Below are 25764 nucleotides of genomic sequence, written 5' to 3'. Positions count from 1 at the left end.
AGATGCATGATGTTTTGGGCTAAAATCTTATGACGATACTATCTAGTCGACCCTGAAATATTCATTCCAGGCACTTAATAATACTGTTGTTTCTGTTTTGCAAACAGGAACAACAGTATGGACATGATATTTTTCAGCACAAAAATAACCTCCCTCATCCATTTTCTGAAGTTGAAGGCAGCCGCCGCCATAAGCAAGTTAATCTGATCCCCGGCAAAGCCTTTAAGAAAATTCCTTTTTAGCCTATGGTCACTCTTTAAGTGACCACAGGCTCAATGCCAGCTCGTCTTCTGAAACGTTTTCTGGCTAATGCCATGGCTTCTTCTGAGGTATTCTTCCTAGCAGGCTTTGGCGTTACTATCTGGGTGTCATTAACCTTTGATTTGCCCCGATAACCTCGATCAGCAATACTCACTTTGGGTACTCGATTGATGAGACGTTTCACCTGTGCCAAGACCTCAGGTACTGTGTGACCATCAAATACATTCTTCTCAAAAGCCAGGGCACCAATCACAACGCCCGCGTCCCTTGTGGTGGTGATTAATGCCTTGGTGCCAAACTCATAACGCTGCTGGGCCTTGCCTTTGCTCATACAGTAAACATGAGGTTCATGTAGGCTGTACAACTTGTTTTTATCAGCACGCTTCTGATTCAGTATGCGCTGGCACAGGGCGAACTTTTCTGCATAGAATTTCTGTTGTTCTCCGGTCATCTTACGCTGTATTTCACGCAGTAATCGGCCGCTGATGGTCTTTAATCGCTTGACGGCCTTACGTGCCTTTTTACGATTCCTCGGATGTGTGGCAAATCGGGTGGGGAGCTTGAGAATTTTTACTTCCTTCTCATGGCTTCGACTGAGCACGATACCTTCTGCTCGGGCCATCTTGAGTAACTGCCCGTGTATCTTTCGGTACTGCTTTGCATCAGTTGGAAAGGTAATATTTTTCTCTTGTACGGTAGTGTCGATACACATTTCATCTTCGATCGCCTTTTCTTGATGTAAGGCGATAGAGGCAGCCAGGACCTTTTCAAAACCTTCGTTGCCAATACGCTTTCTGAAGTAAGTCAGGTCGGAGGGGTCACAAGGAAGTTGCCATTGGAATTCGATCTCACCCGTAAAACTCTGGTAGTAGGGATTTTGTATCCAGCGTTGAATCAGAACCTCGTCACTGAGGTCTTCCAGATGCTTGAGTATCGAGAGGCCCACCATTAGGCGGATGGGTTTTGAGGGCTTTCCAAGATGAGAATAAAGCCGGGCAAATTCAGCATCAAAATATGACCCGTCTATCTGTCTGGCCAGTAGCAAAAGTGGATGCTTGGGGTTCAGCTGATCCAGTAAGTTCTGGTGCAGGAAACTTTGCTGGTTGGGATTGGCTGTCTTGGGTTTGCTCAATTATCCACCTCTGTTTCGTCCAGTTTTTCTCTGCTTTTACCCCTTTCCCGGACGTTTATTTTATCAAATTTAGACGCTTATTTTATATAAATCATTGCATTATGAGTATTTCAGGGTCGACTATCTAGTATACCAGCAACCAACCGCGCCTAACCTTTATGCCAAGAGCCTGTGGTACTTAGCTAATCACAGTAAGGGTAAAGCCACTTTCAGCCGTTTTTTTCACTTGGCTGCAGCGAATAGCTATTCATAATTTCACGAAATTGCTCGGGAAATCTGGCCAAGAATAGCTTTTCCGCAATAGACTCATCCTAAGTCCGGCAGGCTTCGAGTGTGACATAACTATCAGGCCCTCCCCATGCCATTGAGAAAACCCAGAAATCTCGCGCTGCAACGTTATGAAAAGCAGTGCCGCAGAAACCTGCTTGCTACTCCTATCCTGGCGCCCATGATTTTATTATCGTGCTGGACAATCTGAAAGCAGAATTCAACGTCCTTATGATATTACACAGCGCAGAGGCCTTCGCGCCAGGGAGGTCCATCTGACCAACATCGGATCTTTTGGTCCAGCACCGGCCAAAGGGGCACTCAAGAATATCCCCGCAGGTTTTTTTGGTACGTTTGGCGAATGCTACTCTGAACTAAAACAGTATGGCTGCACCCTGTTTACTCTGGAAGCAGGAATAAGGTGTAAAACTTGCCGAAGCGACACTTCTGGAAAAGAGCGGTTGCCAGGGCAATCCCGAACGGGTTTTGGACTGAGTTTCAGAGGAAGGTTCCAATGGCGTAGTGTAAATTGAAACGGCCCACCTTGCTGCGGCATGCGATGGAGATGTATCTGGAGTTCGCCCGGGAGCGGCGCAACCTATCGATGCACCTGATGGGGCAGCCGAGCACGGTACAAATGGATGGAGAACGGCCGCATGCAGGCGCCCGTTTGAGCAAGCCTGCGGCTATACCTATGTGACCCAGTACATCGCCACCAGTGCCCACAAGCCGTTGGTAGACATCCCCAAAGCGGAAGATCGGTTTCGGATGATGATGCGCTGCAGCTGCAGACGGGGTTCAATAATGCGGTAAACCTGCTGGCCCGGTTCCACCGGAGGAGGGGCCAGCCAAGGAGACGATGACCGCGCTGAGTCAGACGACGAGCGGATTGCCAGGCACCGGGAGAACGTTGGCAAGGCGCTGGCGCCGGAGTTGGGGCTGTTCGAGGAGGACACAGAATGACCAAGGGGTGGTTTACCCCCGGCGAGCTGGTCGGCCTGCCAGGCTTGCCTGGAACAGAACGCGGCATCAACAAAGCCGATGACCGGGGCAAACTGGAACGGCGCAAGTACCGCAAGGAGAGAGGATGGGAGCATGCACTGACCGAACTGCCCTCCGAGGCCCAGGCATCCCTGCTGAAGCACGAGAGCGTCACCGCCTCTGCCACGATGTACAAGTCCCCGGCGATCCGCGAGCCGTTCATCTACGATGCCGACCAGCTGGCCGAGGTGTACGACCACAAGACCGACCGGGCGAAGGCCACGGCCGGGAAGAAGCTGACACTGTTCCTGAACTTTGAGCGGTACCTAGCCGTCGGATACAGCCAGGATGCCGCGCTTAAGACCGCCGCCGAAGGGCACGCTGGTCCTGGCACCGGTTGCGGGACATCTACCACGGAAAGCCGGAGCGCGAGGAGCTGGCACTGCTGCGCGAAGGGCCGGAGGCCCTGGACCGATTGATGCCCGCCCAACGGCGTGACCGCTCGGTGTTCCACGCAATCGAGGCAGTCAACGGCGATGGCTTGGAGTTTACCGCTATTGTGTGGCCGACTGGAGAGCTGGCGCGGCCGCGGGTGTAGGTCTGGCAGGAATGACATGCTGGTCGCCTACCGGCCCAACGTATCGGAGAATGGCGACATGTTCCGCCAAGCCTTCGGGGACCTGATCAAAGGCTACGGGATAATGCGCATTGCTTATATAGACAACACGATGGCCGCCGCCTGTAAAAAAACACCGGTGGCGCGCGCAACCGCTTCCGCTTCAAGCTCAAGGCGGGTGATCCCATCAGCCAGCTGCCATCGCTGGGTGTTGATGTGCGCTTTACCATCCCGGCGCACGACCAATCAAAGCCCATTGGACGCGCCTTTAGGGATCTGCGTCAGACGATCGACAAGCATCCCAAGTTCGGCAAATGGGCACCACGGACAACCCACTGGCCATTAAGGAGTTTATTGAGGTCATGGAGGTAGAGATCGCCCGCCACAACGCCGATGAAGGCCGCAAGACGCCCGTCTGCCAGGGGCGAAGCTTCAAAACGAGGTGGGCCTGTCGGCCACCCTGGCCATCGTAGCGGAGCGCGGCGGCATCGTCAGTGTGTGCCCACCCAAGCCGCAGCGGACCACTGGCTTTCGCCGCTGATCGACCTGCCAGCACTGACCGCGCTGGTGGAACACTACCGGGGCGAGGAGATCGATATCGTCAGCGAGGCTGCTGCGGAATGTCCAATGCCATCCTGTCGCGCCGCTACGGCTACACCGAGCACGGCATCCGCAAGCTGCGCAGGCGGGTCGAGGGCGAGCTGAAAGACGCCGCCCAGGGACAATTGTTTGGATTTAAGGTCGCCAGTGAATAGCCTGATGAAGCTGGGCCTTCCAGCTCACCCCGGAACCCGTTCCCCCCTGGTATCTGTCTAGCATGACGGCATGAGCCGCACACAGCTATCCGATAACTTCTACCTGGACGAGTTCACTCGCTCGCAGACCGCCGTCCGCCACGGCATCGACATGTCTGTCAGACAGGGCGGTGTGGTCTATTTCAACTTGCGACGCCTCTGCAGGGTATTGTAGCCGCTGCGCGATGCGCTCGGCCCGGTGGATACACGTCTCCGTACACCATCCTCTATGGCCCTGCCCAGGCCGGCGCGTATGGAACAGCTGACCGCTATCAAGGAACTCCGGCTGATCGGCAAACCCCGCATCGCCTACGTCCCCCGGCTGTGCACCCTCGAAGAGGCGTGGCAGCTCCATCTCAGTAAAAAGGGGGCTGTCTAATGGGCTGGTCTGATATAAGCGATGCCATCACCAAGACCGCGCCGCTGGTCGGCACCTTGCTGGGTGGTCCGGCGCTGGGCGTCAACGTCACCAGCCGCTCGAAAGACAAGCAGGTATCTGCCGGGCAACAGCCCACGCCCGGCCTGATGGCCGCATTGGCAAAACGGTTGGCGAGGTAGTCATGGATGATGCAAACCGTGCCGGAGAGCGTATCGAGCGCTTCGAGGCCGCAGCACTGACCGCGCAACAGGAGCGCAGCCAGATGCGGGGAACCCCTGCATGATCGATGGCACGCCCCACTGCCCCGACCGCCGGGAGCAGCAACAGCGGAGAGTATATGGGAATTGATTATGGTGCCTGACGCTTCTGGTACGACATCGCCCTAGGTGGCATGGTGGCCAATCGCAGCAAGGCGAACCGGGGCGTGATCGGGTGGGTTGGCGGCCACCTGCTTCCGGTGAGTTCTCGGTACGCGAGCGGTTCAGCGATTACGCCGTGCTGGGGCACCAGACCGGGGCCTAATGGGACCCGAATACTGCAAAGACATCTGCACACGGGCGCGGTGCGACCCAAGATCAGTTGATGGTGAATACCAAGCGTTACCGCCACACGGTAATCCTCTCCGAATGCGCAGTGAATACCGCCGAGTAGCAACGCAACACCGCTGCCAGGCGTAGCCAGAGCGTGGTGCACACAGTATCCGTGTTGTACCCATCGGGATGGATTGTGGCTGCCAAACACGCTGGTGCCGGTGATAGATTCATGGCTGGGCGTTGATGCCGACAGGCTGATTGTCTCCGTTCAGTTTTTGCTGGATGGCGAGGGATGGCGCTCCGAGCTGCGGCTAATGCCGAAAGAGGCGTTCGACCTGGTGCCGCCTGAGCCTACCGCCGACGAGATGGAGAGTATCTTGTGAACTTGCGGTCCCTGCCTGCGTAACATACCCATCCGGGCGACTCGGGTGGCACCACGGGGCACCGCAATAATGGACCTCGCGATTATCTATAACGGCACCGAGCTGACCCTCGACCTGACCACCCTGGACGTCGATCTGGCCGCCAATGACGGTTTGCACAGTGCGGTGCTGGTGTCGCTGTTCACCGATCGGCGGGCAGCGAATGATGACCTGCTGCCATCGAGCGCCCTGGACCGGCGTGGTTGGTGGGCTGATGCCTAGCTCGATATTGACCGCGACCTGATTGGTTCGCGCCTGTGGCTGCTGAGCCCCGAGAAACAAACTGCCGAGTAGGTCAGAACCGGCATACTAGGTCTGTAGGTGGCCATCACCTTGGCCGACGGCAGCCGCTTTCAAGACGTTTTCAACTACCCACTGGAGGCCGTATAAATGGCATTTAACCGTCCCACATTGCCGGCACTGATCGAGCGCATCCAACAGGATATCGAGAGTCGGCTGCTAGGCCCCGACTCGCGCTTGCGCCGGGCCGTGCTGGGCGCGCTGAGCCGTAGTCTGGCAGGAACGGCACACAACCTGCGTGGACACCTGGACCGGCAAAGTCGGCAGATCATTCCTGACACTACCGAGGCGGAGATTCTGGAGAGGCGGTTGGCTTGGTGGGGTGTCGGCCACAGGCAATGCAACGTTCACCGGCACCCTTCTGGCCGGGACCACCCTGCAGCGTGTTGATGGCATCGAGTACACCACGGATGCCGAGGCGACTAACCGGTGGCACTGTCACTGGCATCACCTGCCTCAGGGGTGCAGAGCGACGCTACATGGCGGAGGGTGGCCTGACCGGCAGTGCTGACGAAGAGACCGGCGGCCCTGCATGCACGCTTGCATGCCCGTGTACAGGGCCCTCCCCACGGCGGCAACGCCGCCGACTATGAGGCATGGCGCTGGAGGTGGAGGACATGACCCGTGTGTGTTTCCACAGTGGCTGGGAATTGGCACCGTTGGGGTGTTTTTCGTGCGCGATGACGATGCCAGTTTTATCCCCGATGCGGCGGAGGTACAGGCAGTGCAGGATTACATCGATGCGCTACGCCCGGTGGCAGCTGATCTGACGATCAGCGCCCCCACCGAGGCGCCGGCCGATGGTGAGTTTGATCACGTCCTGGCTACTCCGTTGGCTGATGTGGTGTTTTCTGCCGGTGAGATCGGCTCCCTTGGCAACATCACCTAGCAGGCGCTGCAATACTTACGGCAGCAGCATTGCTACCGCCCGGCCGCCTGTGGACCGCTCTGGCCGAGGAGTTCGCCCGTGTGAATGACCGCGCCGAGTCGCTACTTAACGAGGCCAATCCGCGTGCCACCTATGAATTACTGGCCGAGTGGGAGGCGTTCGCCAACCTGCCGGACACCTGCACCGGCAGCACCCTGACACTCCAAGAGCGCCGGGCCGTGCTGGTGCAACGTCTGACCGCCACGGGTGGAAACAGATCCCCTCTTGAAGATCAACCGCGCAGAAGACCTTGAATGCGTGCTGCGCCGGGTGAAACCGGCTCACACATCCCTGTTTGTGTCCTACGAAGGAGCCTAGACCATGGACTATATACCACCCGTTGGAGGCGCCGCCGACGCTCCATACATCGACGGCAACCCCAACACCGGCACAGAGGGCAGTATTCCGCCCGCAGCAGCCATCGAGCACCCCATGCGGGAGATCGTCAACGCCATCACTGCCCTGGGCGGCGAGGCGGATAGCGGGGACCTTACCCAGCTTGGGACGGTAATCGCGATGGCTATTGCAGCGGGGCAGTCGCCCAGCGTACCAACCGGCACGGTGATATCCGGCTATTACGCCTCGGCTCCAATGGGGTATATCGAGACCGCCGGCGTAGAGCTGTCCCGCACAACTTACGCGAATCTCTACAACCATGCGGCGGCTGAGGGGCTGATCGTAACCGAGGCCGCCTGGCAGGCAGGCGAATGCGGCATGTTCAGCAATGGGGATGGTGCCACGACATTCCGGACACCGGACCTGCGCAGCGAGTTTCTACGGGGCTGGGATCATGGGCGCGGACTTGATGGCGGGCGGGCGCTGGGGTCGTTGCAGTCCGATCAGTTGATAAGTCATGATCACGCCATTTATCAGCGTACTAGTGTAAATACGATCCAAGCCGGTTCCAACACTATACAGAACACTCTGCAGGCGACCAGTGATAATAATGATAAACTAACCGCTGCTACGGGACGGCGCCGAAACCCGGCCCCGCAACGTCGCAATCATGTACTGCATCAAATACTAGAAGCGCATTATGTCGGCACCTATCTATCACCAAAACCGGCGAGTACCTAGGGCCGGTTACCGCCTCACTCGACCCGCTGGAGACCAAACTGGCTGGACAGACGGTCTATGCGCCCTCCCGCTCACGCTCACGCTGCGGCTGATGCCCCTATTGGGGCGGCTGAGCGCGAGGTGGATATCTACATTAATGGCGTATGGACTCTCGTGCCAGATCATCGGGGTACCATCTACTGGTTACCCGATGGCTCGCGTCATAAGATCACTGATCTGGGTATCGAGCCGCCTATCGAAGCGCTGCCAGAAGAGCCTGTGATTCCTCCCACCGAGGCTGAAATCATCGCGGCAATGGAACGCGCAATCGAATCCTACATGGATACCATCGCCCAGGGACGACGCTGGGACAACCGCTGGACCTGCGTCGCTCGCTCAGGATATCCCAACGCGTGGCAGTCGGAGGCGGTTGCATATGGACAGTGGATGGATGAGTGTTGGGCGTATGCGTTCCAGGTGCAAACCGATGTACAGGCCGACAACCGGACTGTGCCGACTGCCGAGGAGTTGATCGCCGAACTGCCGGAGATGGTCTCGCCAGATTAGAAAGGAGCCCCTTCTGAAGGAATCGGAAGGGGCGCTGGATGCGGGCATCCTCGCGGCACATAACCCAAGTAGAACAATAGCGGTTTAATAAACACCAAGGAATCAGAATTATCTGACAATTGGAGTAAGAATACGATTATAAAGTTTCTTCACTGGGGCCTTGGGGTGGAGGTTCCTTCTAATTCAGCTGGAGGGTAAGGACGTTTTACCGAAGCTTTAAACCTCAGGCTATTTTGGCGTGATCGGCGTTCGCAAGTTAAATGTCCAGCGTTCGCATTTCATGCGGTGCGCTACAGGCTGATGATTTGCCACGGATGCCAGTTCATTGTCTCTGCCCGCTACTCTTTCTCTGGATTTTCGGCAAGTACGCCAAAGTCATCCAGAATGCTGAACATTGCGGGAATGACCAACAACACCAGCGCGGTGGTGGTCAGCAGCCCGAAAACAATACTGGTAGCAAGCGGGATCAGGATTTGGGCCTGCATGCTTTTTTCCAGCAGAAGTGGCGTTAACCCGGCGATAGTGGTGACGGATGTGAGCAACACGGCACGGAAGCGTTCGCGGCTGGCGAGCTTTGCCGCTTCGACCACGGGATGGCCCTCCCGTACCCGCAACTTGAAAAACTCCACCAGCAGGATGGAGTCATTGACCACGATGCCGGAGAGTGAGGCAAAGCCGATAACGCCCGGCATGGTGAGACTGAGCCCCATCAGAAGATGGCCCCAGATCACGCCAATCAATGCCAGGGGTATGACCATCATGATGACCAATGGCTCCACATAGCTGCGGAATTGGAAGCTGAGCAGGATGAAGATGCCAACCAGGCCGATGCTGAAACCGCGTAACATGGATGCAGCCGTCTTGTTGGTCTCTTTCGACTGACCCTCAATACTGGTGCTAACATCCGGATAGCGCTTGAGAAGGTCGGGCAGGAATGCCTGTTTGGTGTGCTCGATCACCTCACGGGCATTGGCCAGCCGTGTATCCATGTCACCGGTGATGGTCACTGTGCGCGCCCCATTTACACGTTTGATTCGTGCATAGCCCCTATCCTGTTCGATGATGGCCACTGCACTCAGGGGAATCTGATCCCCCTTCGCAGTGGTGATTCTGAAACTCTCGACATCGTTCAGTGTTGTCTGGTCTCTGTCTGCCAGCCGTACGTCCAGTTCATAGGCTTCCGGGCCCACTTGTATTTCACTGGCGGTGGTACCGTAGAATGCGGCACGCAGCTGATTGGCGATGGTGGAGGCATCCAGACCCAGAGCCAGGGCGCCATCACGCAGGCGTAAACGCAATTCCGGTTTTCCGGGGCGGAGGTCATCGGAGAGGTCGAACACGCCTTTGTAGCGCGAAAGCCACTCCTGAAGTTCCAGGGAAGCCTGTTTCAGTTGGTCCAGTTTTATCCCTTTCAGTCGGATCTCCAGAGGGATGCCGCCAGGTCCAATGGTCGGCTCTTTGAAATTGAGTGCGATCAGATCCGGTATCTCACCCACCTCTTTGCGCCAGCGGTTGATGATGTCATCCAAATGGCCGCTACGCTTTTCCGCCGTGAGCAGATCAACCGTGACTGTGGCCACATGGGCTCCTGTTTCATTGGCGTCGAGGTTCTTGTTGAAGCGCACCTGGATATTCCTTACCAGCTGCTGTTTATCCGGTTGCAGGGGAGTGAATGCTTTATCGACGCTTTTCATGCCGTCAGTGATCCGCATTGCCACCTCTTCTGTACGCCACAGGGGGGTGCCCTGTGGAAGCAGAATGCGGGCTTCAATAATGTCACCCTCAATGTCTGGGAATGCCTGAAATTTCAGCTTTCCACCCACCAGCATACCGATGCTGAGCAGGAACAGGGCAATAATGGCACCGATAAACCAATAGCGCTGGTGGACGGCAAAATCCGCCATCTGGCCGAGCGTGTGGTCGCGAAAATTTGCCAGCTTATTGTCGAAAGCCTGGCGGAATTTGGAGGTATCCTTCTCATGGTGTTTGAGGGAGTGTGCCAGATGGTGCGGCAGAATCAGAAAAGCCTCTATCAGGCTGACAGCAATGACCAGGATCAGCACCATCGGTACGAACTGCAGTACCTTGCCCATATTTCCCGCGAGAAAGGCGAGGGGGCCAAAAACCGCTATGGTGGTGAGAAATGAGGCGATGACACCCGGGGCAACCTGCCGGGTGCCGGCGATCGCAGCCTCCAGGGAGTTTTTTCCTTTACGCAGATGGGTGGCGATGTTCTCTGAGATAACAATGGCGTCATCCATCAACAGACCAATGGTAATCAGTAGTGCCACCATGGTGATCATGTTGATACTCAGCCCCAGAATGCTCATGAAATAGAGTGCGCCAAGAAATGAGATTGGCAGGCCCATGGCGACCCAGAAGGCGAAGCGCCCCTGGAAAAAGAGCCACATGGTGAGAAACACCAGCACCAATCCCTGAGCGCCGTTTTTCAGCAACAAGCTCAGACGATCGCGGACGATGGACGATTTATCCTGGGTAACAAAATATTCCACGCCGGCGGGTGCCATGGAGCGCTGCTTTTCCAGAAAGCGGCTTACCGTATCCATTACCACCAGGGTATCCTCTTGTTTGTTTTTGATCACCTGAAGTACAGCGGCGCGCTTGTCATTGAAGAAAATTTTATCCTCATTCCGCTCAAACCGGTCGATGATTGTGGCGATATTTTCCAGTCGTATTTCGGCACCAGAGTCAGCGCTTACTATTATCAGGTCGGCTAGCTCTTCAGGCGTTCTGCGCAGGTCTGTGAAGCGTATCAGCAGATCCTGGTCGTTGGTCTCCAGTGAGCCGGAAGGGAGGTCGATTCCCTGGCGGGCTATGCTGTTGGCGATATCGGACATGCTGAGTCCGTATTGACGCAGAGCGAGGGTGGGTACCTCGATGCGAAGCTGGTGATCCGAGAAGCCGGTGATATCGATCTGAGATACATTCGGCAGCTGCTGCATCTGCACTTTGACCTGTTCAGCATAGGCCTTCAGGTCCCTGACGGACATAGGCCCGGTGATGGCAATTGAGACGACCTGATCAGTACGGCCGAGCTCCTTGATCACAGGCAGTTCAGCCTGTTCGGGAAAACTGTCAATGGCGTCTACTTCTGTTTTCACGTCATCCATGAAGCGGGTGATATCTCCCCCCTCTTCCATCTCAACCACGGAGATGCTCACCCCTTCCCGGGCTTCGCATGTCATCTCTACGACATCGCTGATGCCATCGATGGCATCTTCCAGGCGCTGGCAGATTGCCTCCTCCACATCTTCTGCGCTGGCACCAGGGTAGGCAATGGTTACTTGCAGTTTCTGGGCGGCAAAGTCAGGAAAGGTTTCCCGTTGCAGGGTTGGCAGGGCGGAGAGGCCGAGTACCGCCAGAAACAGCATCAGCAGGTTTCCAGCCGTTGGGTGTTTGGCGAAGAAGGTGATCATCAACGGCTGCCTTCTTGGGTGATCTGTATCAGCCGCTGGAGAGCGCGATCATCATTGCTGGGCTTGAGCAGCATGCCTTCAATGGCAGGAATCAGGTCGGATACCACCACGTGCTCGCCTGGATTAAGGCCGGAATCTATAACGACAAACTCAGGTTGTGTCAGCTCAACGGTGATATCACGGATCTCCAGCCGGTTCTCTTTGCTGGCAATATGGATCTTTCCGCCATGCAGGGCAGAGCGTGGGATGATCAGGCTGTCAGGACGCGGTTTGCCTGCCAGTTCCACTGTCACGAAGAGGCCTTTGAAAAGAGGAGGGCGAATGCCCGGTGTTACCTCTGCATAAGGTTTTTCTACTTCTACGATAACGCCGATGGTGCGAGTTTTGGGGTCCAGGGTGTCACTGAAACGGGCGACACGGGCTTGCCAAGTGGCGGATAGCTCCCCCTCTTCAAGCTTGACTGTCGCGGACAGGCCGAGGGAGTTGAGTGCAGACCCTGAGGCGGCATTGAGCGGGTTGCCGCTTTGCGTTGAATGTATCAGATTGCTCATCTGGTTCATGGGGATCTGTATCTCCACCTCAGCCAGTTGCAGGTCATCGGCCGTAGCCAGTACCTCGCCCTCACGTATGTACTGATCCTGTTCAGCCTTTACATCGGCAATACGGCCAGTGAAGGGTATGCGTATTTCGGTGTTGGCCAGATCCCGGCGGGCAGTGGCCAGCGTTGCCTGATGCCTGGCCAGCTGAGCCTCCAGCAGTGCCTTCTGGCTGGGGATAAGATTCAACGTATTGCTCTGGGATTGGACACTTTGCTGCTGACCCAGCAGTGAGCGCTCCTGGTTTTCCAGGTCCGAGCGGCTGACACTCCCTTTTCCGATCAGTTTACGTTTGCGTGCCAGCTCTTTCTCACTCAGAATCAGGGCGGCTTGTTCGATTTTCAGGGATGCCCGGGTATTGGCCGCCTTGGCATTGAGCTCTTGCTGTTGTGCCTTGGTGGCCTGGATATCGGCTTGGGTGCGGGCGATAGCCAGTTCGTAATCCGTCGGATCGATCCGCAGAATCACGGTATCTGCCTGCACAAATCCACCCTTTAGCAGCTTTGGATGCTTCTCTAGGATTTTTCCTTTTACCTGGGATACCGCCTCCCAGCTGCGCGCTGGTTTTACCGTGCCATGTCCGATGGCACGGGGCATGATGGTGATGCTTGGTGCCTCAATCACCCTGACCAGTTTTGCCTGCTCTTTTATCGGCTCCTGGACTGGTTTCATCTTGTTCTGCTTGAGGAAAGCAATGGCTGCGATACCCGCCAGGACCGGGACGATAATGACCCATTTTCTTGTCATAGGGAGAGAGCTCCGGACAGTTCTGATTATTGGTTGAATTAACTTATTACGACGGCATGATTGTGGAATTGTCCCATAAAGCACCGTGCAATATAGAGGAAACTGGATGGGAGTGCGTTGAGCATTCCCAATTGCCGGATGCTGTTTGATCTAAAATAGCAGCCTGGGACAGAGAGCTTTTAAATAAAAAGCAAATGTATGCTTGTTGAAATCTATTTTCACGCCCTGCAAAACATCGGTAGGAAGCTACTCTTTCGTACCCATTTTCTGAGTAGAGATACATACCCGGCTTCTAATAATGTGCTCTATCGGTCTGTTACGCGGAGCATGGAGCCTAGCTCTCTTCACAGGGCTCAGCAAACGAGCAATCTTTTTGCGGACAGACTTTTTCGGTGCCTTTGCGCTTGGTTGTCTTTATACTCAATACCGGCCAGCCGCACTGTGGGCAGGGTTCGGCCACGGGCTCATTCCAGATGGCGTATTCGCAGTCCGGATAGGTTGAGCAGGAGTAGAAGGTCTTCTCGCGGCGTGATTTACGCCGCATCAGCGAGCCTTTGTTGCATTTTGGGCAGCTGACGCCGGTGTCCACCGGTTTTTCCAGGGGTTCGATATGGCGGCAGTCAGGATAGCTGGTGCAGCCGATAAACTTGCCGTATTTACCGCGCTTGATCACCAGATCCGAGCCACAATCTGGACATTTTCGGCCCGCTACAATTTCCGGCTCCTCCTGATCTTTCTTGTTGCCATTCAGGTCGCGCGTGTAGTCGCACTCAGGGTAGTTGGTGCAGCCGATAAACCGGCCGTGTCTGCCGAGACGGATGGAGAGTGGCTTGCCGCACTGAGGACAGGCCTCTTCCAATGACTCATGGGTGACGTCGCTTCGTTTGACGTTCTCTTGAGTGTGGTCGATGCGCTCCTTGAATGGACCCCAGAACTGTCTGAGCAGCGGAATCCACTCCTCCTCGCCCCGAGAGATGGCGTCCAATTCATCTTCTAGTCTGGCGGTAAAGTCATAATCCACATATTGGGTGAAGTACTTGGTCAGGAACTTTTTGACCACCCGGCCCACGTCAGTGGGGTGGAAACGCTTTTTCTCCAGCTGTACGTACTCCCTGCTCTGCAGGGTGGAGATGATGGAGGCGTAGGTGGAAGGACGGCCGATACCATGCTCCTCCAGGGCCTTCACCAAGCTGGCCTCACTGTACCTTGGCGGTGGCTCGGTGAAATGCTGTTCCGGCCGGATCGCCTTGAGGGGAATCTCCTCACCTTCTTTCAGCGGCGGCAGCATCTTCTCATCGCCATCGCCTTTTCTTGCATCATCCACGCTCTCCATATAAACCGCCATGAAACCGGGATTCGCAATCGTCGAACCGTTGGAGCGGAAAGTGTTGTCTTTGCTGCAGGAGAGATCTGCCGTTACTGTATTGATGGTGGCGTGGATCATCTGGCAGGCGATGGTGCGCTTCCAAATCAGTTGATAGAGGCGAAACTGGTCCTTGGTCAGGTGCTTCTCCAGCACTTCCGGGGTGCGCAATATCGATGTTGTGCGTATCGCTTCGTGGGCTTCCTGGGCATTCTTCGATTTGGTTTTGAATTGCCTGGGTTGTGGGGGAAGCTGGTCGCTGCCATAGCGTTTGATGATAAAGTCACGCAATTCCGCCACGGCCTCCTCGGCAAGATTGACCGAGTCGGTACGCATGTAGGTGATCAGGCCCGTTGCACCGTCACCTGTATCCATGCCTTCGTAGAGTTGCTGAGCAGTGCGCATGGTGCGCTGGGTGGTAAAGCCGAGTTTACGAGCCGCCTCCTGCTGCAGGGTGGAGGTGGTGAAAGGCGCGGCGGGGTTACGCCGGCGCTGTTTTTTCTGGACCTTTTCGACCCGGAGTTTGCCATCTGCCGCTGCCAGCAGGCGTTTTTCCGCCTCGGCGGCACTCTCTGCGTCGGTAATGCTGAACTGCTCCAACTTCTCTTCCTGGTAGCGGGTCAGCTTGGCACTGAATCCCTGTTTCTCTTTCAGAAGGTCCGCTTCAATAGTCCAGTACTCTCTGACCTTGAACGCCTCAATCTCCTCTTCCCGCTCCACGATCATGCGCAGCGCCGGACTCTGTACCCGGCCCGCGGAGAGACCGCGGCGGATTTTTTTCCACAACAGGGGGGAGAGGTTGAAACCCACTAGGTAGTCAAGAGCGCGCCGCGTCTGCTGGGCGTTGACCAGATCCATGGAGAGGTCTCTGGGGTTTGCCACGGCATTCTGGACCGCTTCTTTTGTGATCTGGTTGAAAACAACTCGGTGTACTGCCTTATTTTTTAATAGGTTGCGTTTTTTCAGCAGCTCATACAGGTGCCAGGAGATGGCTTCTCCTTCGCGATCCGGGTCCGTTGCGAGCAACAGGGCATTGGATTTTTTCAACGCCTTGACGATAGCCTGAACATGGCGTTCATTCTTCTCGATGACTTGGTATTTCATCTGGAAATCGTTGTAAGGGTCTACCGCTCCCTCTTTAGGTATCAAGTCGCGGACATGGCCATAGGAGGCAAGGACTTCATAATCCTTTCCCAGATACTTCTTGATCGTTTTGCATTTAGCAGGGGATTCAACAATAACTAGATTCATCTAGGGCCAGTCAATTCAGTGGTCGTTACGGTAAAAAAACAGCAGTCTGCTGTTTTCGTTAAATTAGCCAATTCCGATTCCCATCGGATTCAAGGTGCCAGCAATCAGTGCAGGTGGACCGGAACGTCGTTGTACACCAAGTCTTCCATTTGGGCAAAAGCTGACTCCTGCCCAGGCTGATTGATGAGGACCAGTAGCACTACCCATTTCAGATCATCCACAACCACTGTATGAGTGTCCAGCGCTAAAGCGCGATCAATGACGAGTTCGCGTCCAGCCTGATCGAGAATGCCATTCTGCTCCAAGAACGGCAACAGGCCGCGGCACTCTGTGTCCAGGCGCTCCAACTCTTCACCTGTGTAGATACGGATGGAGTGCTCTGTGTGTGGTCGAAAATACTGCGAACTCTGGCGCAGTGCAAGCTCATCCATCCAGAGGAAGGCCTTGGCGATCTCCTTGGAGGTAAAGCCGGCCCGCACCAACTCTTCGTGGAGTTGATCCTGATCTGACAGCGCGTTTTGCTCACTATCCATGTAGTTCTCATAGAGATAGATCAAAATTTCGACGACATTTTCGTTCATGTTATTCGTTGTACCATATTGCATTCCGTCATTATCATCTTGACGGAGTACTATGGAGCCCTTTTTTGAGCAGGCCCCTAGATGCCAGTTTTCCCGGTGCGGGAGTATAGGCCACCTGATGCAGATAATACATAACCTTCAAGCTCCAGTACCAGCAGCATGGATGAAATCGCCTCTGCGGTCAATTCGCAACGCTGAATCAGCTGGTCAACGGAAATAGGATCAAAGCCGAGAGCCTCCAGAAGCTGATGATAGTCAGCATCCCATCTCCTGCTGGTCCCGGCGAGATGCTCCGTAGGGGCGGGGGCGACTTCGAGCGTGCCCAGAAGCGCCCCAAGCTCCTCAACGATATCGGCAGCGGTCTCCACCAATTTGGCACCCTGACGAATCAGGCTGTGGCAGCCGCGGGCCAGCAGGTTATGGATGGAGCCGGGAATGGCAAAAACCTCATGCCCCTGCTCTGCGGCCAGCCTGGCGGTAATCAAAGAGCCGCTCTGAACCGCGGCCTCTACCACCAGCGTCCCAAGGCTGAGGCCACTCATGATGCGGTTGCGGCGTGGGAAATACCTGGCAGTGGCTTTGTCTCAAGAGGGAATTCAGATACCAGTGCTCCCTGTTCGCTAATCTGATGGGCAAGATCACGGTGCTGTGCGGGGTAAACCCGATTGAGGCCGGTGCCTGTTACCGCAAGGGTTGTGCCACCGGCCGCCAGTGCTCCCTGGTGGGCGGCAGCATCGATTCCAGTGGCCATGCCACTGGTTATAACGATGCCTGATGCAGCCAGAAAACGGGCAAATTCCCCTGCCGTCTGACGGCCGGATGCGGTTGGGTTGCGGGAGCCGACAATGGCCAGTTGCGGTTTCGCCAGTACTTCCAGGTCGCCGTGGACAAAGAGCACTATCGGGGGTTGCCGGTTTCAATGACCAGCCGGGGATAATGGGAATCGTTCTGAGCCAGGATATGGTGCCCCTCCTGAGAGGCCCACTCCAGATCCCGGTCGACGCTGCGCCAATCAGGTGAGCGAAGGTAGGTGCGGATTTTATCCGACAGCTGTTTTTGGCCGATATACTCTTTGCTGAATAGCGCCTGGGGTGTTTTTGCCACCTCCAGCAGTTTGCTTATACCCACGCTCCCCAATCCGGGGGTGTACAGCAGGGCAAGCCAATACTTCAGCTCATTGTTATCAGGGGAGTGAGTGTCATCCATGACTCATGGTACCACCCCTTCCTGTCGTTGATGGTTTACTCAGGATTATGGACCCGATCCAGAACATGTATAGCTCGGGTAGCGTGCATTACTAGTCCGAAGCTGACCCGCGGAAAGGTACGGAATACCATCAGCAGGCCGGCCGATTCGTCCGGCAGCGTTACGGTATCTTTCGGGTCCTTCGATACATTGTCTTTAACGGTTTCGCCGCGGTGATCGATAGCCAGTACGTTGCCGGGCTCCAGGCCGTCACCGGCCCCTTTGTCCAGGACTACAACATGATACTGGCCGATCTGGGTGACGCCGCCAAGTACATCGATAATGCTTCCAAATATCTGTTGTCCTGGTGCTTTCGGGTAAAATGTCTCCAGTGGCTCTTCCTCTGCGATTGGCATCACCCGGTCGCCCTTGGTGGTTTCAATCTCTATATTATTGAGTGTTACCGTGGCAGGGTCGCCAAGACGTATCAGAGCGCCGCTGCCGACGAAGAGCGCCTCGTAGCCGAGAATCTCTCCGCTGTCAGCGTCCTTATAAGGGCCGCCAGGACGAATAATGTCGAACTGAGTATTGTCTTCGCTGTCGATAGACCTTACATAGGCTTTGACGCCATTGCTACCGATGATGTGCTCATCATCAAAAGCGATAACATAGGGCGCACTCTCCATGGCCTCCCTATCCATGACGAAGGGTCTGGTCAGGAACTGGTGAATGGCGTCTATGGGGATTGCGGGTATAGCGCCATCGAGGAGTGTTGAGCGGACCCTTGGGGAAAGTTTGACCAGAGATCCCCGCTCCAGGGTGAGCCTGGGTTGCCCATTGACATAGGTCAGAACAATGACGTCACCTGGATAAATCAGATGTGGGTTGGCGATCTGGGAATTGACGTGCCAGACATCAGGCCAGCGCCAGGGATCACGGAGAAAATGGCCGGATATATCCCAGAGGGTGTCGCCCTTGACTACCACGTAGCGCTCTGGATGGGAAGGATTGACGGCAACCGGATCAGCAGCCAATGCACCCATGGAAACGAGCAGACCAAGGATAAAACTGGCGAGCGTGTATCTAAATTTAGGCATGGCGATCCCTTTAGCGTTAGCTTGAATTGTTTCCTGATTCTTGAAACTAAAAAATTTTGTCCCTAAAAAGGGGCACAGAATCCTGTATCATCATAACCTTAGCCGGCCATTTTATCATCATGCTATAGATTTACAGTGAGCCAATGGCAATTTTGAATATACTCCACTTTCCCGATCCCCTATTGCGCAATCAGGCGAGGCCGGTTAAAAAGGTCGACGATTCTCTGCGTGAACTGCTCGACGACATGCTTGAGACCATGTATCAGGCCCCCGGTATCGGGCTTGCCGCGATCCAGGTCAACGACTTGCGGCGGGTGGTGGTGATCGATATCTCCGACGAGCACGACCAGCCTATCTGCCTGATTAATCCGGAAATTCTGCAGAAAGAGGGTGAAGAGAAGATGGATGAAGGGTGTCTCTCTGTTCCCGGCATCTACGAGAAAGTGACCAGGGCAAAGCACATTTTGGTTCGCGCATTGAACAGAGAGGGCGATACGATCGAAATGGAAGCCGATGGTCTTTTGGCCGTCTGTATCCAGCATGAGATAGATCACCTCGATGGAAAACTGTTCATTGATTACCTATCCAACCTGAAACATCAGCGAATCCGTAAAAAGCTTGAAAAAGAGAGTCGTCAAAAGCAGTCTGATCCGGAGACGGTGAAACGCGCTATTTAGCGCATAATGTTGATCTTCCCATCCGGAAAATGCTGCGACATGGTTCCCAAACTGGCCGATTCAGGCGATTTCACCAAGGTTGATTAGAGATGAGTGACACACTGAATATTATTTTTGCCGGGACACCGGATTTCTCAGTTCCGCCACTACAGGGATTATTGGACTCACCACATCGGGTGGTGGCGGTCTATACCCAACCCGATCGGCCTGCCGGCAGGGGAAGAAAGCTTACTGCCAGCCCGGTGAAGCAGTTGGCGCTGGCCCATGATGTGCCGGTTTTTCAACCAAAGAATTTTAAGGCCGAAGAGGATTGTGCTGCCCTGGAGTCTCTTGGCGCCGATCTCATGGTCGTGGTGGCCTACGGGCTAATTCTGCCCCAGCGTATTCTGGACGCTCCACGGCTGGGTTGTATCAATATTCACGCATCCCTGTTACCCCGCTGGCGGGGAGCTGCACCAATCCACCGGGCTGTGCTGGCCGGTGATGCTGAAACCGGCGTTACCATAATGGAGATGGAAGCGGGGCTGGATACCGGTCCCATGCTGCTGAAGCGCACCTCACCTATTCGCCAGAGTGACACGACGAGTGAATTGCACAACCGGCTCTCTATTTTGGGCGGAGAGGCCTTGATGGAGGCGCTGCCGGGAATTGCTGCGGGTAGCCTGCAGGCAGAGCCACAGGATGATGCACTGGCCAATTACGCCAGCAAACTGGATAAGGCGGAGTCGAAAATCGACTGGAAGCTGAGTGCGGCCGAACTTGATCGCCAGGTGCGGGCTTTCAATCCATGGCCAGTGGCCCAGGCTGACTACCAGGGAAAACCTTTGCGGATCTGGGAATCTTTACTTATAGACCAGGCCAGTGAAGCTGGGCCGGGCAGGGTCGTAGCCTGCAATAGAGATGGAATTGATGTTGCAACGTCTGATGGCCTGCTGCGCATCGTCAAGTTGCAGATGCCGGGCAAGCGGGCGATGAGCGCGGCAGATTTTCTCAACGCCCACGATCTTGAAGGCGCGTTGCTTGGTTGAGTCGGATGCAGATTAAATCCGCTGCACAGAAAAACCCCCGGGTTGCTGCTGCCATCCTGTTAAGGCAATTGGCGGATGGGCGCTCTATCTCCGATCTACTGGCTGGCGGCTTGGAGCAGGTTAACCCCAGGGATCGTGCGTTGGTCAAGGAGTTCTGTTTTGGTGTCGCTCGCTGGCAAGTTCGCCTGGAGGCGATAGCTGGCAAGCTGCTTTCGCGGCCAATCAAAGCGAAAGAGGGTGAGGTGAAGGCGCTGATCCTGGTTGGGCTTTATCAGCTGATTTACATGCGCGTGGCGCCGCACGCTGCTGTTGGCGAGACGGCTGAGGCTGCCCGGTTGTTGAATAAAAAATGGGCTGTGAGCTTGATTAACGCGGTGCTGCGCAGATTCCAGCGGGAGCAGGAAGCACTGCTTATTGCCGTGGATACCAGGCCCGAAGCGCGTTACGCAACACCTTCCTGGCTGCTGAAAAAATTGCAGCGGTGCTGGCCTGAACAGTGGCCTGAGATATTGGCAGCATCGAATACCCATCCGCCGATGAGTTTGCGAGTCAATCTTGCAAGGGTAAACCGGATAGCATATCTTGACCGGTTGAAACAGGCCTCAATTGCAGCCAAACCCATTCCCCACACGCTAACGGGCCTAGTGCTGGATAGCCCGATTGATGTAGAGAAATTGCCTGGCTTTGCCGAGGGTCTCGTGTCGGTACAGGATGGCGGTGCCCAGTTGGCGGCGCCTCTGCTTGATTTGCAGCCCGGTCAATTGGTACTGGATGCCTGTGCCGCACCGGGGGGCAAGAGTTGCCATATCCTGGAATCTATTCCTGACAGCGTCACTTTGACCGCAGTTGACCTGGACCGGCAGCGGCTGATGCGCATCGATCAGAATCTTCAGCGATTAGGGCTGGATGGGGAGGTTGTTCAAGGTGATGCCGACAATCCGGAGGGTGATTGGGCGGCCCGGCGTTATGACCGTATTTTACTGGATGTACCTTGTTCCGCGACCGGCGTAATCCGGCGCCACCCCGATATAAAATTACTAAGACGTAGTGATGATATCCCCTCTTTGGTTGAGACGCAGCAGCGGATATTGACCGCTATCTGGCCCTTGCTTAAACCTGGCGGTATGCTTCTGTATGCCACCTGTTCCTTGATTGCACAAGAGAATGAGAGTCAGGTGGCACACTTCCTGGAAACACAGGAAGATGCTAGGGAGAAGCCGATTGAAAAGGCTTGGGGCCACCAGCGCCGGGTTGGCCGACAGACACTTCCCGGTGAAGCGACCATGGATGGTTTTTACTATGCCTGCCTTGAAAAGGTTTGACCTTTGAGACTATTTCGCCGGATATTTTTGACCCTTAACAAAAGCTGTCTCTGGTTGCTGTTACTCGCCTCCTTTTCGCCCGTATCAGCCGACGAGTTCCTGATCAGTGGTCTGCAGGCTCGCTTGGACGAAGGAAATTATCTGGCAAGCGCTGAAATTGAATACCGCTTCTCCCGTAAAGCTTTTGAGGCGCTGCATAATGGCGTGCCCCTGACTCTCGAAATCCATCTTCAGCTGCGTAGAAGCAGTGCCTGGATCTGGGAGGCGGATCTGGCAGGAGTGAAGCTGCGTTATCAAATTCGCTACCACGCCCTGGCGGGTCTCTACCAGGTCATCGATCTTCAGTCAGGGGATCAGCAGAATTTTGTTACCCGAGCGGCTGCCCTGACCGCGCTTGGGCGGCTATCCGATGTGAAGGTGATTGAACAGGGTAAGCTGCAGGCCGGGGAAGACTACACCCTGGCGCTGCGTTCGACGCTGGATATAGAGGCCTTGCCCATGCCGCTCAGGCCATTGGCCTATCTTAGTCCTGACTGGAGTCTTTCCAGTGGTTGGAGTCTATGGCACTTAAGATACTGAAACACCTTACTGCCGGTCGGCTGCCAGTCGTTGCGCTACTGGTGTTGGTGCTCGTATCCCTGCATTTGATGAGCAGTGCGCTGCAAAATACAGAAGAGCTGAGTCGGCTGTTTATCCCACTTTTGGTCTCCAGCATCGTCGGGCTGGTTGCCCTGATCATTGTAGTTGGTGTCAATGTTGCTCAATTGATCACCCGTTATCGAAGGCATGCTTCCGGCTCCAGGCTCACCCTAAGAATGGTGGTAATGTTTGTGGTGATCTCTCTGCTACCCGTCTCCGTAGTTTACTATTACTCTCAGCAATTCCTGATGCAGGGGGTCGACAGTTGGTTCGATGTCCAGATTGACCAGGCAATGGAGGACGCACTGGAGCTGAGTAAGGCCTCTCTAGATCTGCATAAACGCGAACGGCTGAAAACAACACAATTACTCATGTCTAAGCTTTCCGCTACCTCCTCCAGGGCGGGCCTCAGTCTTAGCCTGGAAGACCTGCGGGGACAGTTTGGTGCTTCCGAACTGGTGCTGCTGGAACCATCTGGCCGGGTGGTGGCAGGCGTCAATGTTGATCCGAGTAATCTTGTCCCCAGTAAGCTCGATAGCGTAACGCTGCAGCAAGTCCGCTCAGGGAGTAATTTTGTCAGTCTGGTGCCGAGCAGTGAGGCGGATTATCTGCTGGAGGTATTGGTGGTTGTGAGTGATCAGACCCGGGGGCGTATTCTGCGTGCATCCTATCCAACTTCGATCAATGTTGCTGAGCTGACGGAGAAGGTACAGGATGCCTATAGCCGTTATAAGGAGTTGGCGTTTCTCCGCAACAGTTTAAAAGAGACCTTTACCCTGGCGTTGGCCCTGGTGCTGGTGTTCAGCCTGTTATCCGCTATCTGGGCCGCTTTTTTCTCGTCACACCGGTTGGTGGCCCCGGTGGCGGATATTGCCGAAGCGACCAAGGCCGTTGCCGAGGGCGATTACGATATGCAGTTACCCCTGCCAAAAGCGCGGGACGAACTGGGCTTCCTGGTGTCGTCTTTTAATGCCATGACCCGGCGCATTGCCCACTCACGTGATGAAGCGTCCCGCAGCCAGCATCAGGTTGAGGCTCAGCGGGCCTATCTGGAGACTGTGCTGGGGCGGCTCTCATCCGGAGTGATGGCGCTGGATGCCGGGGGGCGGGTACGTACCGCCAATCAGGCAGCCTGTGATATTTTGCGGATTGATCTTGCCCGCCTGACCGGCCAGCCTCTGGACTCGCTGGCCATCCTCTCTCCCCAACTGCAGCAGTTTGTCGATGCTATCCGAACGCCGATTGAGCAGGATATCAGGGACTGGCGGGAGCAGGTGACGCTGTTTGGCGGCGAAGGCAGGCAGGTGCTGCTCTGCCGCGGGACACCGCTTGCCCAGCCTGATGATGAGTCGGAAGGTTATGGTTTGGTATTTGATGATATTACCGCGCTGATCAGAGCCCAGCGGGATGCGGCATGGGGTGAAGTGGCCCGCCGCCTGGCCCACGAGATCAAGAACCCACTGACGCCGATCCAGCTCTCGGCGGAGAGGCTGCGGCATAAATATCTGAAAACGATGGCGGGCAAGGACGCCGAGATTATGGATCGGGCAACCCGCACGATTGTACAGCAGGTGGATGCGATGAAAGAGATGGTCAATGCTTTCTCGGACTATGCCCGTCCACCGGCAATGAATCCCGAGCCGGTGGTATTCGATCAGCTGATTTCAGAAGTGCTGGATCTGTATCGGAGTGCCGGTTTTGAGTCAGAACTTGAAGTGAAATTTGAGGCCGAAAACGTGCGCATCGAAGCCGACCCTGGGCGATTGCGGCAAGTGCTGCATAATTTGGTAAAAAATGCCCGGGAGGCGGTGGTCGATTGCGCTACTCCGCGCATAGAAGTACATAGTCGGGAGTTGCTGGATACAGTCGGCCGGTATATTGAATTGTCGGTGGCTGACAATGGCCACGGGTTTGATGATGAAACCCTGGCCCATCTGTTTGAGCCTTATGTGACAACCAAGACCAAAGGTACCGGGTTGGGACTGGCTGTGGTAAAGAAAATAGTGGAAGAGCATGGCGGTATTGTGTGGGCGGAAAATCGTTCCGGCGGCGGTGCCAGCGTTATTCTTCGATTACCTATCATTAATACATTCGACAGGAGTACGCGAGCATGAGCGCACCGTTTATTCTGGTGGTGGACGATGAGCCGGATATTCGGACCCTGGTCCAGGAGATTCTGCAGGATGAGGGGTACCAAGTTGGTATTGCGGAAGATGGAAACAGTGCACGCCATGCGCTTAGAGAGCGCCGGCCGGATCTGGTTCTGCTGGATATCTGGATGCCTGATGTGGATGGTATTACTCTGTTGAAAGAGTGGTCGGAGGGCGATGGGGTTCCCTGTCCGGTGATTATGATGTCCGGGCATGGCACGGTAGAGACAGCGGTTGAAGCGACGCGTCTGGGGGCTTACGACTTTCTGGAGAAGCCGCTCTCTCTTGCCAAGCTACTGCTCACCGTGGAGCGTGCATTGGAGGTGGACAAACTCCAGCAGGAGAATATCGGGCTGCGCCGTCACAGTGAGCATGTGATGGAACCGACCGGCAAGAGTGCGGTAATTCAGCGTCTGCGGGAGCAGGTCAAGCGAATTGCCCAGCATGACACTTGGGTGTTGATTACCGGTGAGCCGGGTAGCGGCCGCGAGACCTTTGCCCGCTATCTGCATGGGCAGAGTGTACGTAAAGACCGGCCTTTTGTTGAGGTGAGTGTCTCAGCCATAGCCAGGGATAACTCTGCCAGGGAGTTGTTGGGCAGTGAGGAGGATGGGCGTATTCACTATGGCGTTCTTGAGCAGGCGAGGGGTGGCACCCTGTTTCTGGACGAAATGGCAGATATGGGTATGGAAGCGCAGGTTCAGCTGTTGGGGGCGCTCGATACCGGCTCGTTTCTCCGGGTTGGCGGGAAAGATCCAGTTCAGATTGATGTACGTATTATCGCCGCCACTCAGCGTAATCTGGAAGATGAGGTGCAGGCGGGGCATTTCCGTGAAGACCTCTTTTATCACTTGAATGTGGTGCCATTGCACATTCCTCCGTTAAGGGAGCGAAGGGAAGATGTGCCTGAACTTCTCAACTATTACGTCGAGAGTTACGTCGCCAATGAGAAACTCCCTTACCGCCGTTTTGCGGTAGATGCGCAGAATTTTTTACGTAATTACAGCTGGCATGGGAACATCCGGGAACTAAAGAATCTTGTTCAACGGTTACTTATTCTTGGGGCAGGTGAAGATATCAGCCAGGATGAGGTGGAGGCGGCCCTAGGTGGGGCTAGTTTCGATATGCAGGCCGGGTCAGAGTTTCCGGTCTCGTTCGATCTGCCACTGCGCCAAGCCAGGGATCAGTTTGAAAAGGCCTATTTTGAGTATCAACTAAAGAAGTATGCCGGTAATGTCAGCAAGGCAGCCGCAGCTGCCGGGATGGAGCGTACCCACCTCTACCGGAAATTGCGGGCGGTGGGTGTTGAGATTAAGGATCGACGTTGATCCTCTGCGTTATGCACTATATCTGTCATAAATAGCTTATTAATTCATGTCTGTCATGTGGTTATAAATAATTCACGGCGACCATCTTAGCCTCAATGGTACCAACCAAAGGGCTTGTGCCAAGGCT

26 protein-coding genes and 2 pseudogenes are annotated in these 25764 nt (G+C 55.2%); 20 read left to right on the top strand and 8 right to left on the bottom strand.

All coding sequences use genetic code 11. From position 1 onward, the window contains the following. Positions 1–74: 74 nt before the first annotated feature. Positions 75–1393 (bottom strand): annotated as a pseudogene (locus MN084_RS01680) (IS5 family transposase). A gap of 796 nt (positions 1394–2189) precedes the next feature. On the opposite strand from MN084_RS01680, the gene MN084_RS01675 reads away from it, so the two are divergent. The 9 genes from MN084_RS01675 to MN084_RS01640 all read left to right on the top strand — a co-directional run bounded on the left by MN084_RS01675 (position 2190) and on the right by MN084_RS01640 (position 5607). Beyond that, positions 2190–2360, top strand: a complete 171-nt coding sequence (locus tag MN084_RS01675; RefSeq protein WP_241085105.1) for a hypothetical protein — start codon at positions 2190–2192, stop codon at positions 2358–2360. A 259-nt stretch (positions 2361–2619) separates the two neighbouring features. Beyond that, complete coding sequence (locus MN084_RS01670) at positions 2620–3120, top strand: DNA-binding protein (protein WP_241085106.1); 501 nt, start codon at positions 2620–2622, stop codon at positions 3118–3120. 323 nt (positions 3121–3443) lie between these two features. Beyond that, complete coding sequence (locus MN084_RS19105; RefSeq protein ID WP_445083934.1) at positions 3444–3629, top strand: hypothetical protein; 186 nt, start codon at positions 3444–3446, stop codon at positions 3627–3629. Beyond that, entirely contained in the window at positions 3572–3730 is a 159-nt protein-coding gene (locus MN084_RS01665) for a hypothetical protein (RefSeq protein ID WP_241085107.1), read from the top strand. The genes MN084_RS19105 and MN084_RS01665 overlap by 58 nt, the downstream gene beginning before the upstream one ends. Before the next feature lie 147 nt (positions 3731–3877). Continuing rightward, positions 3878–4012 (top strand): hypothetical protein, encoded by a 135-nt coding sequence (locus MN084_RS01660; protein WP_277400056.1) that lies wholly within the window; start codon positions 3878–3880, stop codon positions 4010–4012. 238 nt (positions 4013–4250) lie between these two features. Beyond that, positions 4251–4430: a hypothetical protein gene (locus MN084_RS01655; RefSeq protein ID WP_241085108.1), complete on the top strand. Its 180-nt coding sequence runs from the start codon at positions 4251–4253 to the stop codon at positions 4428–4430. Next, positions 4430–4609, top strand: coding sequence for a hypothetical protein (locus MN084_RS01650; RefSeq protein WP_241085109.1), 180 nt, complete (start codon positions 4430–4432; stop codon positions 4607–4609). Before MN084_RS01655 ends, MN084_RS01650 begins: the two co-directional genes overlap by 1 nt. A 545-nt stretch (positions 4610–5154) precedes the next feature. Further along, a complete protein-coding gene (locus MN084_RS01645) occupies positions 5155–5346 on the top strand; it encodes a phage baseplate assembly protein (RefSeq protein WP_241085110.1) in 192 nt (63 codons plus the stop codon). Positions 5347–5415: 69 nt separating this feature from the next. Further along, positions 5416–5607 carry a phage GP46 family protein gene (locus MN084_RS01640; protein ID WP_241085111.1) on the top strand — a complete coding sequence of 64 codons (192 nt, stop codon included), beginning with the start codon at positions 5416–5418 and terminating at the stop codon, positions 5605–5607. Between the two features lie 358 nt (positions 5608–5965). Here MN084_RS01640 and MN084_RS01635 read toward each other — a convergent pair whose 3' ends face one another. After that, a complete protein-coding gene (locus tag MN084_RS01635) occupies positions 5966–6136 on the bottom strand; it encodes a hypothetical protein (protein ID WP_330178282.1) in 171 nt (56 codons plus the stop codon). Between the two features lie 53 nt (positions 6137–6189). On the opposite strand from MN084_RS01635, the gene MN084_RS19100 reads away from it, so the two are divergent. The 5 genes from MN084_RS19100 (at position 6190) to MN084_RS01615 (ending at position 8236) form a co-directional block, all read left to right on the top strand. Beyond that, a complete protein-coding gene (locus MN084_RS19100) occupies positions 6190–6306 on the top strand; it encodes a baseplate J/gp47 family protein (protein ID WP_445083875.1) in 117 nt (38 codons plus the stop codon). Between the two features lie 7 nt (positions 6307–6313). Further along, positions 6314–6574, top strand: coding sequence for a baseplate J/gp47 family protein (locus MN084_RS01630; protein WP_241085113.1), 261 nt, complete (start codon positions 6314–6316; stop codon positions 6572–6574). 80 nt (positions 6575–6654) lie between these two features. Beyond that, complete coding sequence (locus tag MN084_RS01625) at positions 6655–6867, top strand: putative phage tail protein (RefSeq protein WP_241085114.1); 213 nt, start codon at positions 6655–6657, stop codon at positions 6865–6867. Positions 6868–6934: 67 nt separating this feature from the next. Continuing rightward, the gene (locus tag MN084_RS01620; RefSeq protein WP_241085115.1) at positions 6935–7690 is read left to right on the top strand and encodes a hypothetical protein; all 756 of its coding nucleotides are present in this window, start codon (positions 6935–6937) and stop codon (positions 7688–7690) included. A 57-nt stretch (positions 7691–7747) separates the two neighbouring features. After that, the gene (locus MN084_RS01615) at positions 7748–8236 is read left to right on the top strand and encodes a hypothetical protein (protein ID WP_241085116.1); all 489 of its coding nucleotides are present in this window, start codon (positions 7748–7750) and stop codon (positions 8234–8236) included. Between the two features lie 338 nt (positions 8237–8574). Here the strand turns inward: MN084_RS01615 and MN084_RS01610 are convergent, their stop codons facing one another. The 6 genes and pseudogenes from MN084_RS01610 to MN084_RS01585 all read right to left on the bottom strand — a co-directional run bounded on the left by MN084_RS01610 (position 8575) and on the right by MN084_RS01585 (position 18493). Beyond that, positions 8575–11673 (bottom strand): efflux RND transporter permease subunit, encoded by a 3099-nt coding sequence (locus tag MN084_RS01610; protein ID WP_241085117.1) that lies wholly within the window; start codon positions 11671–11673, stop codon positions 8575–8577. After that, positions 11673–13016: an efflux RND transporter periplasmic adaptor subunit gene (locus MN084_RS01605; RefSeq protein ID WP_241085118.1), complete on the bottom strand. Its 1344-nt coding sequence runs from the start codon at positions 13014–13016 to the stop codon at positions 11673–11675. The genes MN084_RS01610 and MN084_RS01605 overlap by 1 nt, the downstream gene beginning before the upstream one ends. 334 nt (positions 13017–13350) lie before the next feature. After that, a complete protein-coding gene (topA, locus tag MN084_RS01600; RefSeq protein ID WP_241085119.1) occupies positions 13351–15630 on the bottom strand; it encodes a type I DNA topoisomerase in 2280 nt (759 codons plus the stop codon). 104 nt (positions 15631–15734) lie between these two features. Then, on the bottom strand, positions 15735–16211 hold the full coding sequence (locus tag MN084_RS01595) for a DUF494 family protein (RefSeq protein WP_241085120.1): 477 nt from the start codon (positions 16209–16211) through the stop codon (positions 15735–15737). A gap of 77 nt (positions 16212–16288) precedes the next feature. Then, positions 16289–17417, bottom strand: a pseudogene (gene dprA / locus MN084_RS01590) (DNA-processing protein DprA). A gap of 35 nt (positions 17418–17452) precedes the next feature. Further along, complete coding sequence (locus MN084_RS01585) at positions 17453–18493, bottom strand: LysM peptidoglycan-binding domain-containing protein (protein ID WP_241085121.1); 1041 nt, start codon at positions 18491–18493, stop codon at positions 17453–17455. Positions 18494–18636: 143 nt separating this feature from the next. Between MN084_RS01585 and def the strand changes: the two genes are divergently transcribed. From def to MN084_RS01555, 6 genes are all read left to right on the top strand, one after another. Continuing rightward, entirely contained in the window at positions 18637–19170 is a 534-nt protein-coding gene (def, locus tag MN084_RS01580; RefSeq protein WP_241085122.1) for a peptide deformylase, read from the top strand. An 89-nt stretch (positions 19171–19259) separates the two neighbouring features. Further along, a complete protein-coding gene (gene fmt, locus MN084_RS01575) occupies positions 19260–20198 on the top strand; it encodes a methionyl-tRNA formyltransferase (RefSeq protein WP_241085123.1) in 939 nt (312 codons plus the stop codon). 5 nt (positions 20199–20203) lie between these two features. Continuing rightward, positions 20204–21520 (top strand): 16S rRNA (cytosine(967)-C(5))-methyltransferase RsmB, encoded by a 1317-nt coding sequence (gene rsmB, locus MN084_RS01570; RefSeq protein WP_241085124.1) that lies wholly within the window; start codon positions 20204–20206, stop codon positions 21518–21520. Between the two features lie 123 nt (positions 21521–21643). After that, positions 21644–22099, top strand: a complete 456-nt coding sequence (locus MN084_RS01565; RefSeq protein ID WP_241085125.1) for a DUF4390 domain-containing protein — start codon at positions 21644–21646, stop codon at positions 22097–22099. Next, entirely contained in the window at positions 22081–24273 is a 2193-nt protein-coding gene (locus MN084_RS01560) for a sensor histidine kinase (protein ID WP_241085126.1), read from the top strand. The genes MN084_RS01565 and MN084_RS01560 overlap by 19 nt, the downstream gene beginning before the upstream one ends. Then, entirely contained in the window at positions 24270–25637 is a 1368-nt protein-coding gene (locus tag MN084_RS01555) for a sigma-54-dependent transcriptional regulator (protein ID WP_241085127.1), read from the top strand. Before MN084_RS01560 ends, MN084_RS01555 begins: the two co-directional genes overlap by 4 nt. Positions 25638–25764 lie beyond the last annotated feature (127 nt).

This window comes from Candidatus Vondammii sp. HM_W22 (genome assembly GCF_022530855.2).
Lineage (GTDB): Bacteria > Pseudomonadota > Gammaproteobacteria > Chromatiales > Chromatiaceae > Vondammii.
This window is presented reverse-complemented; position numbering and strand designations above follow the sequence as displayed.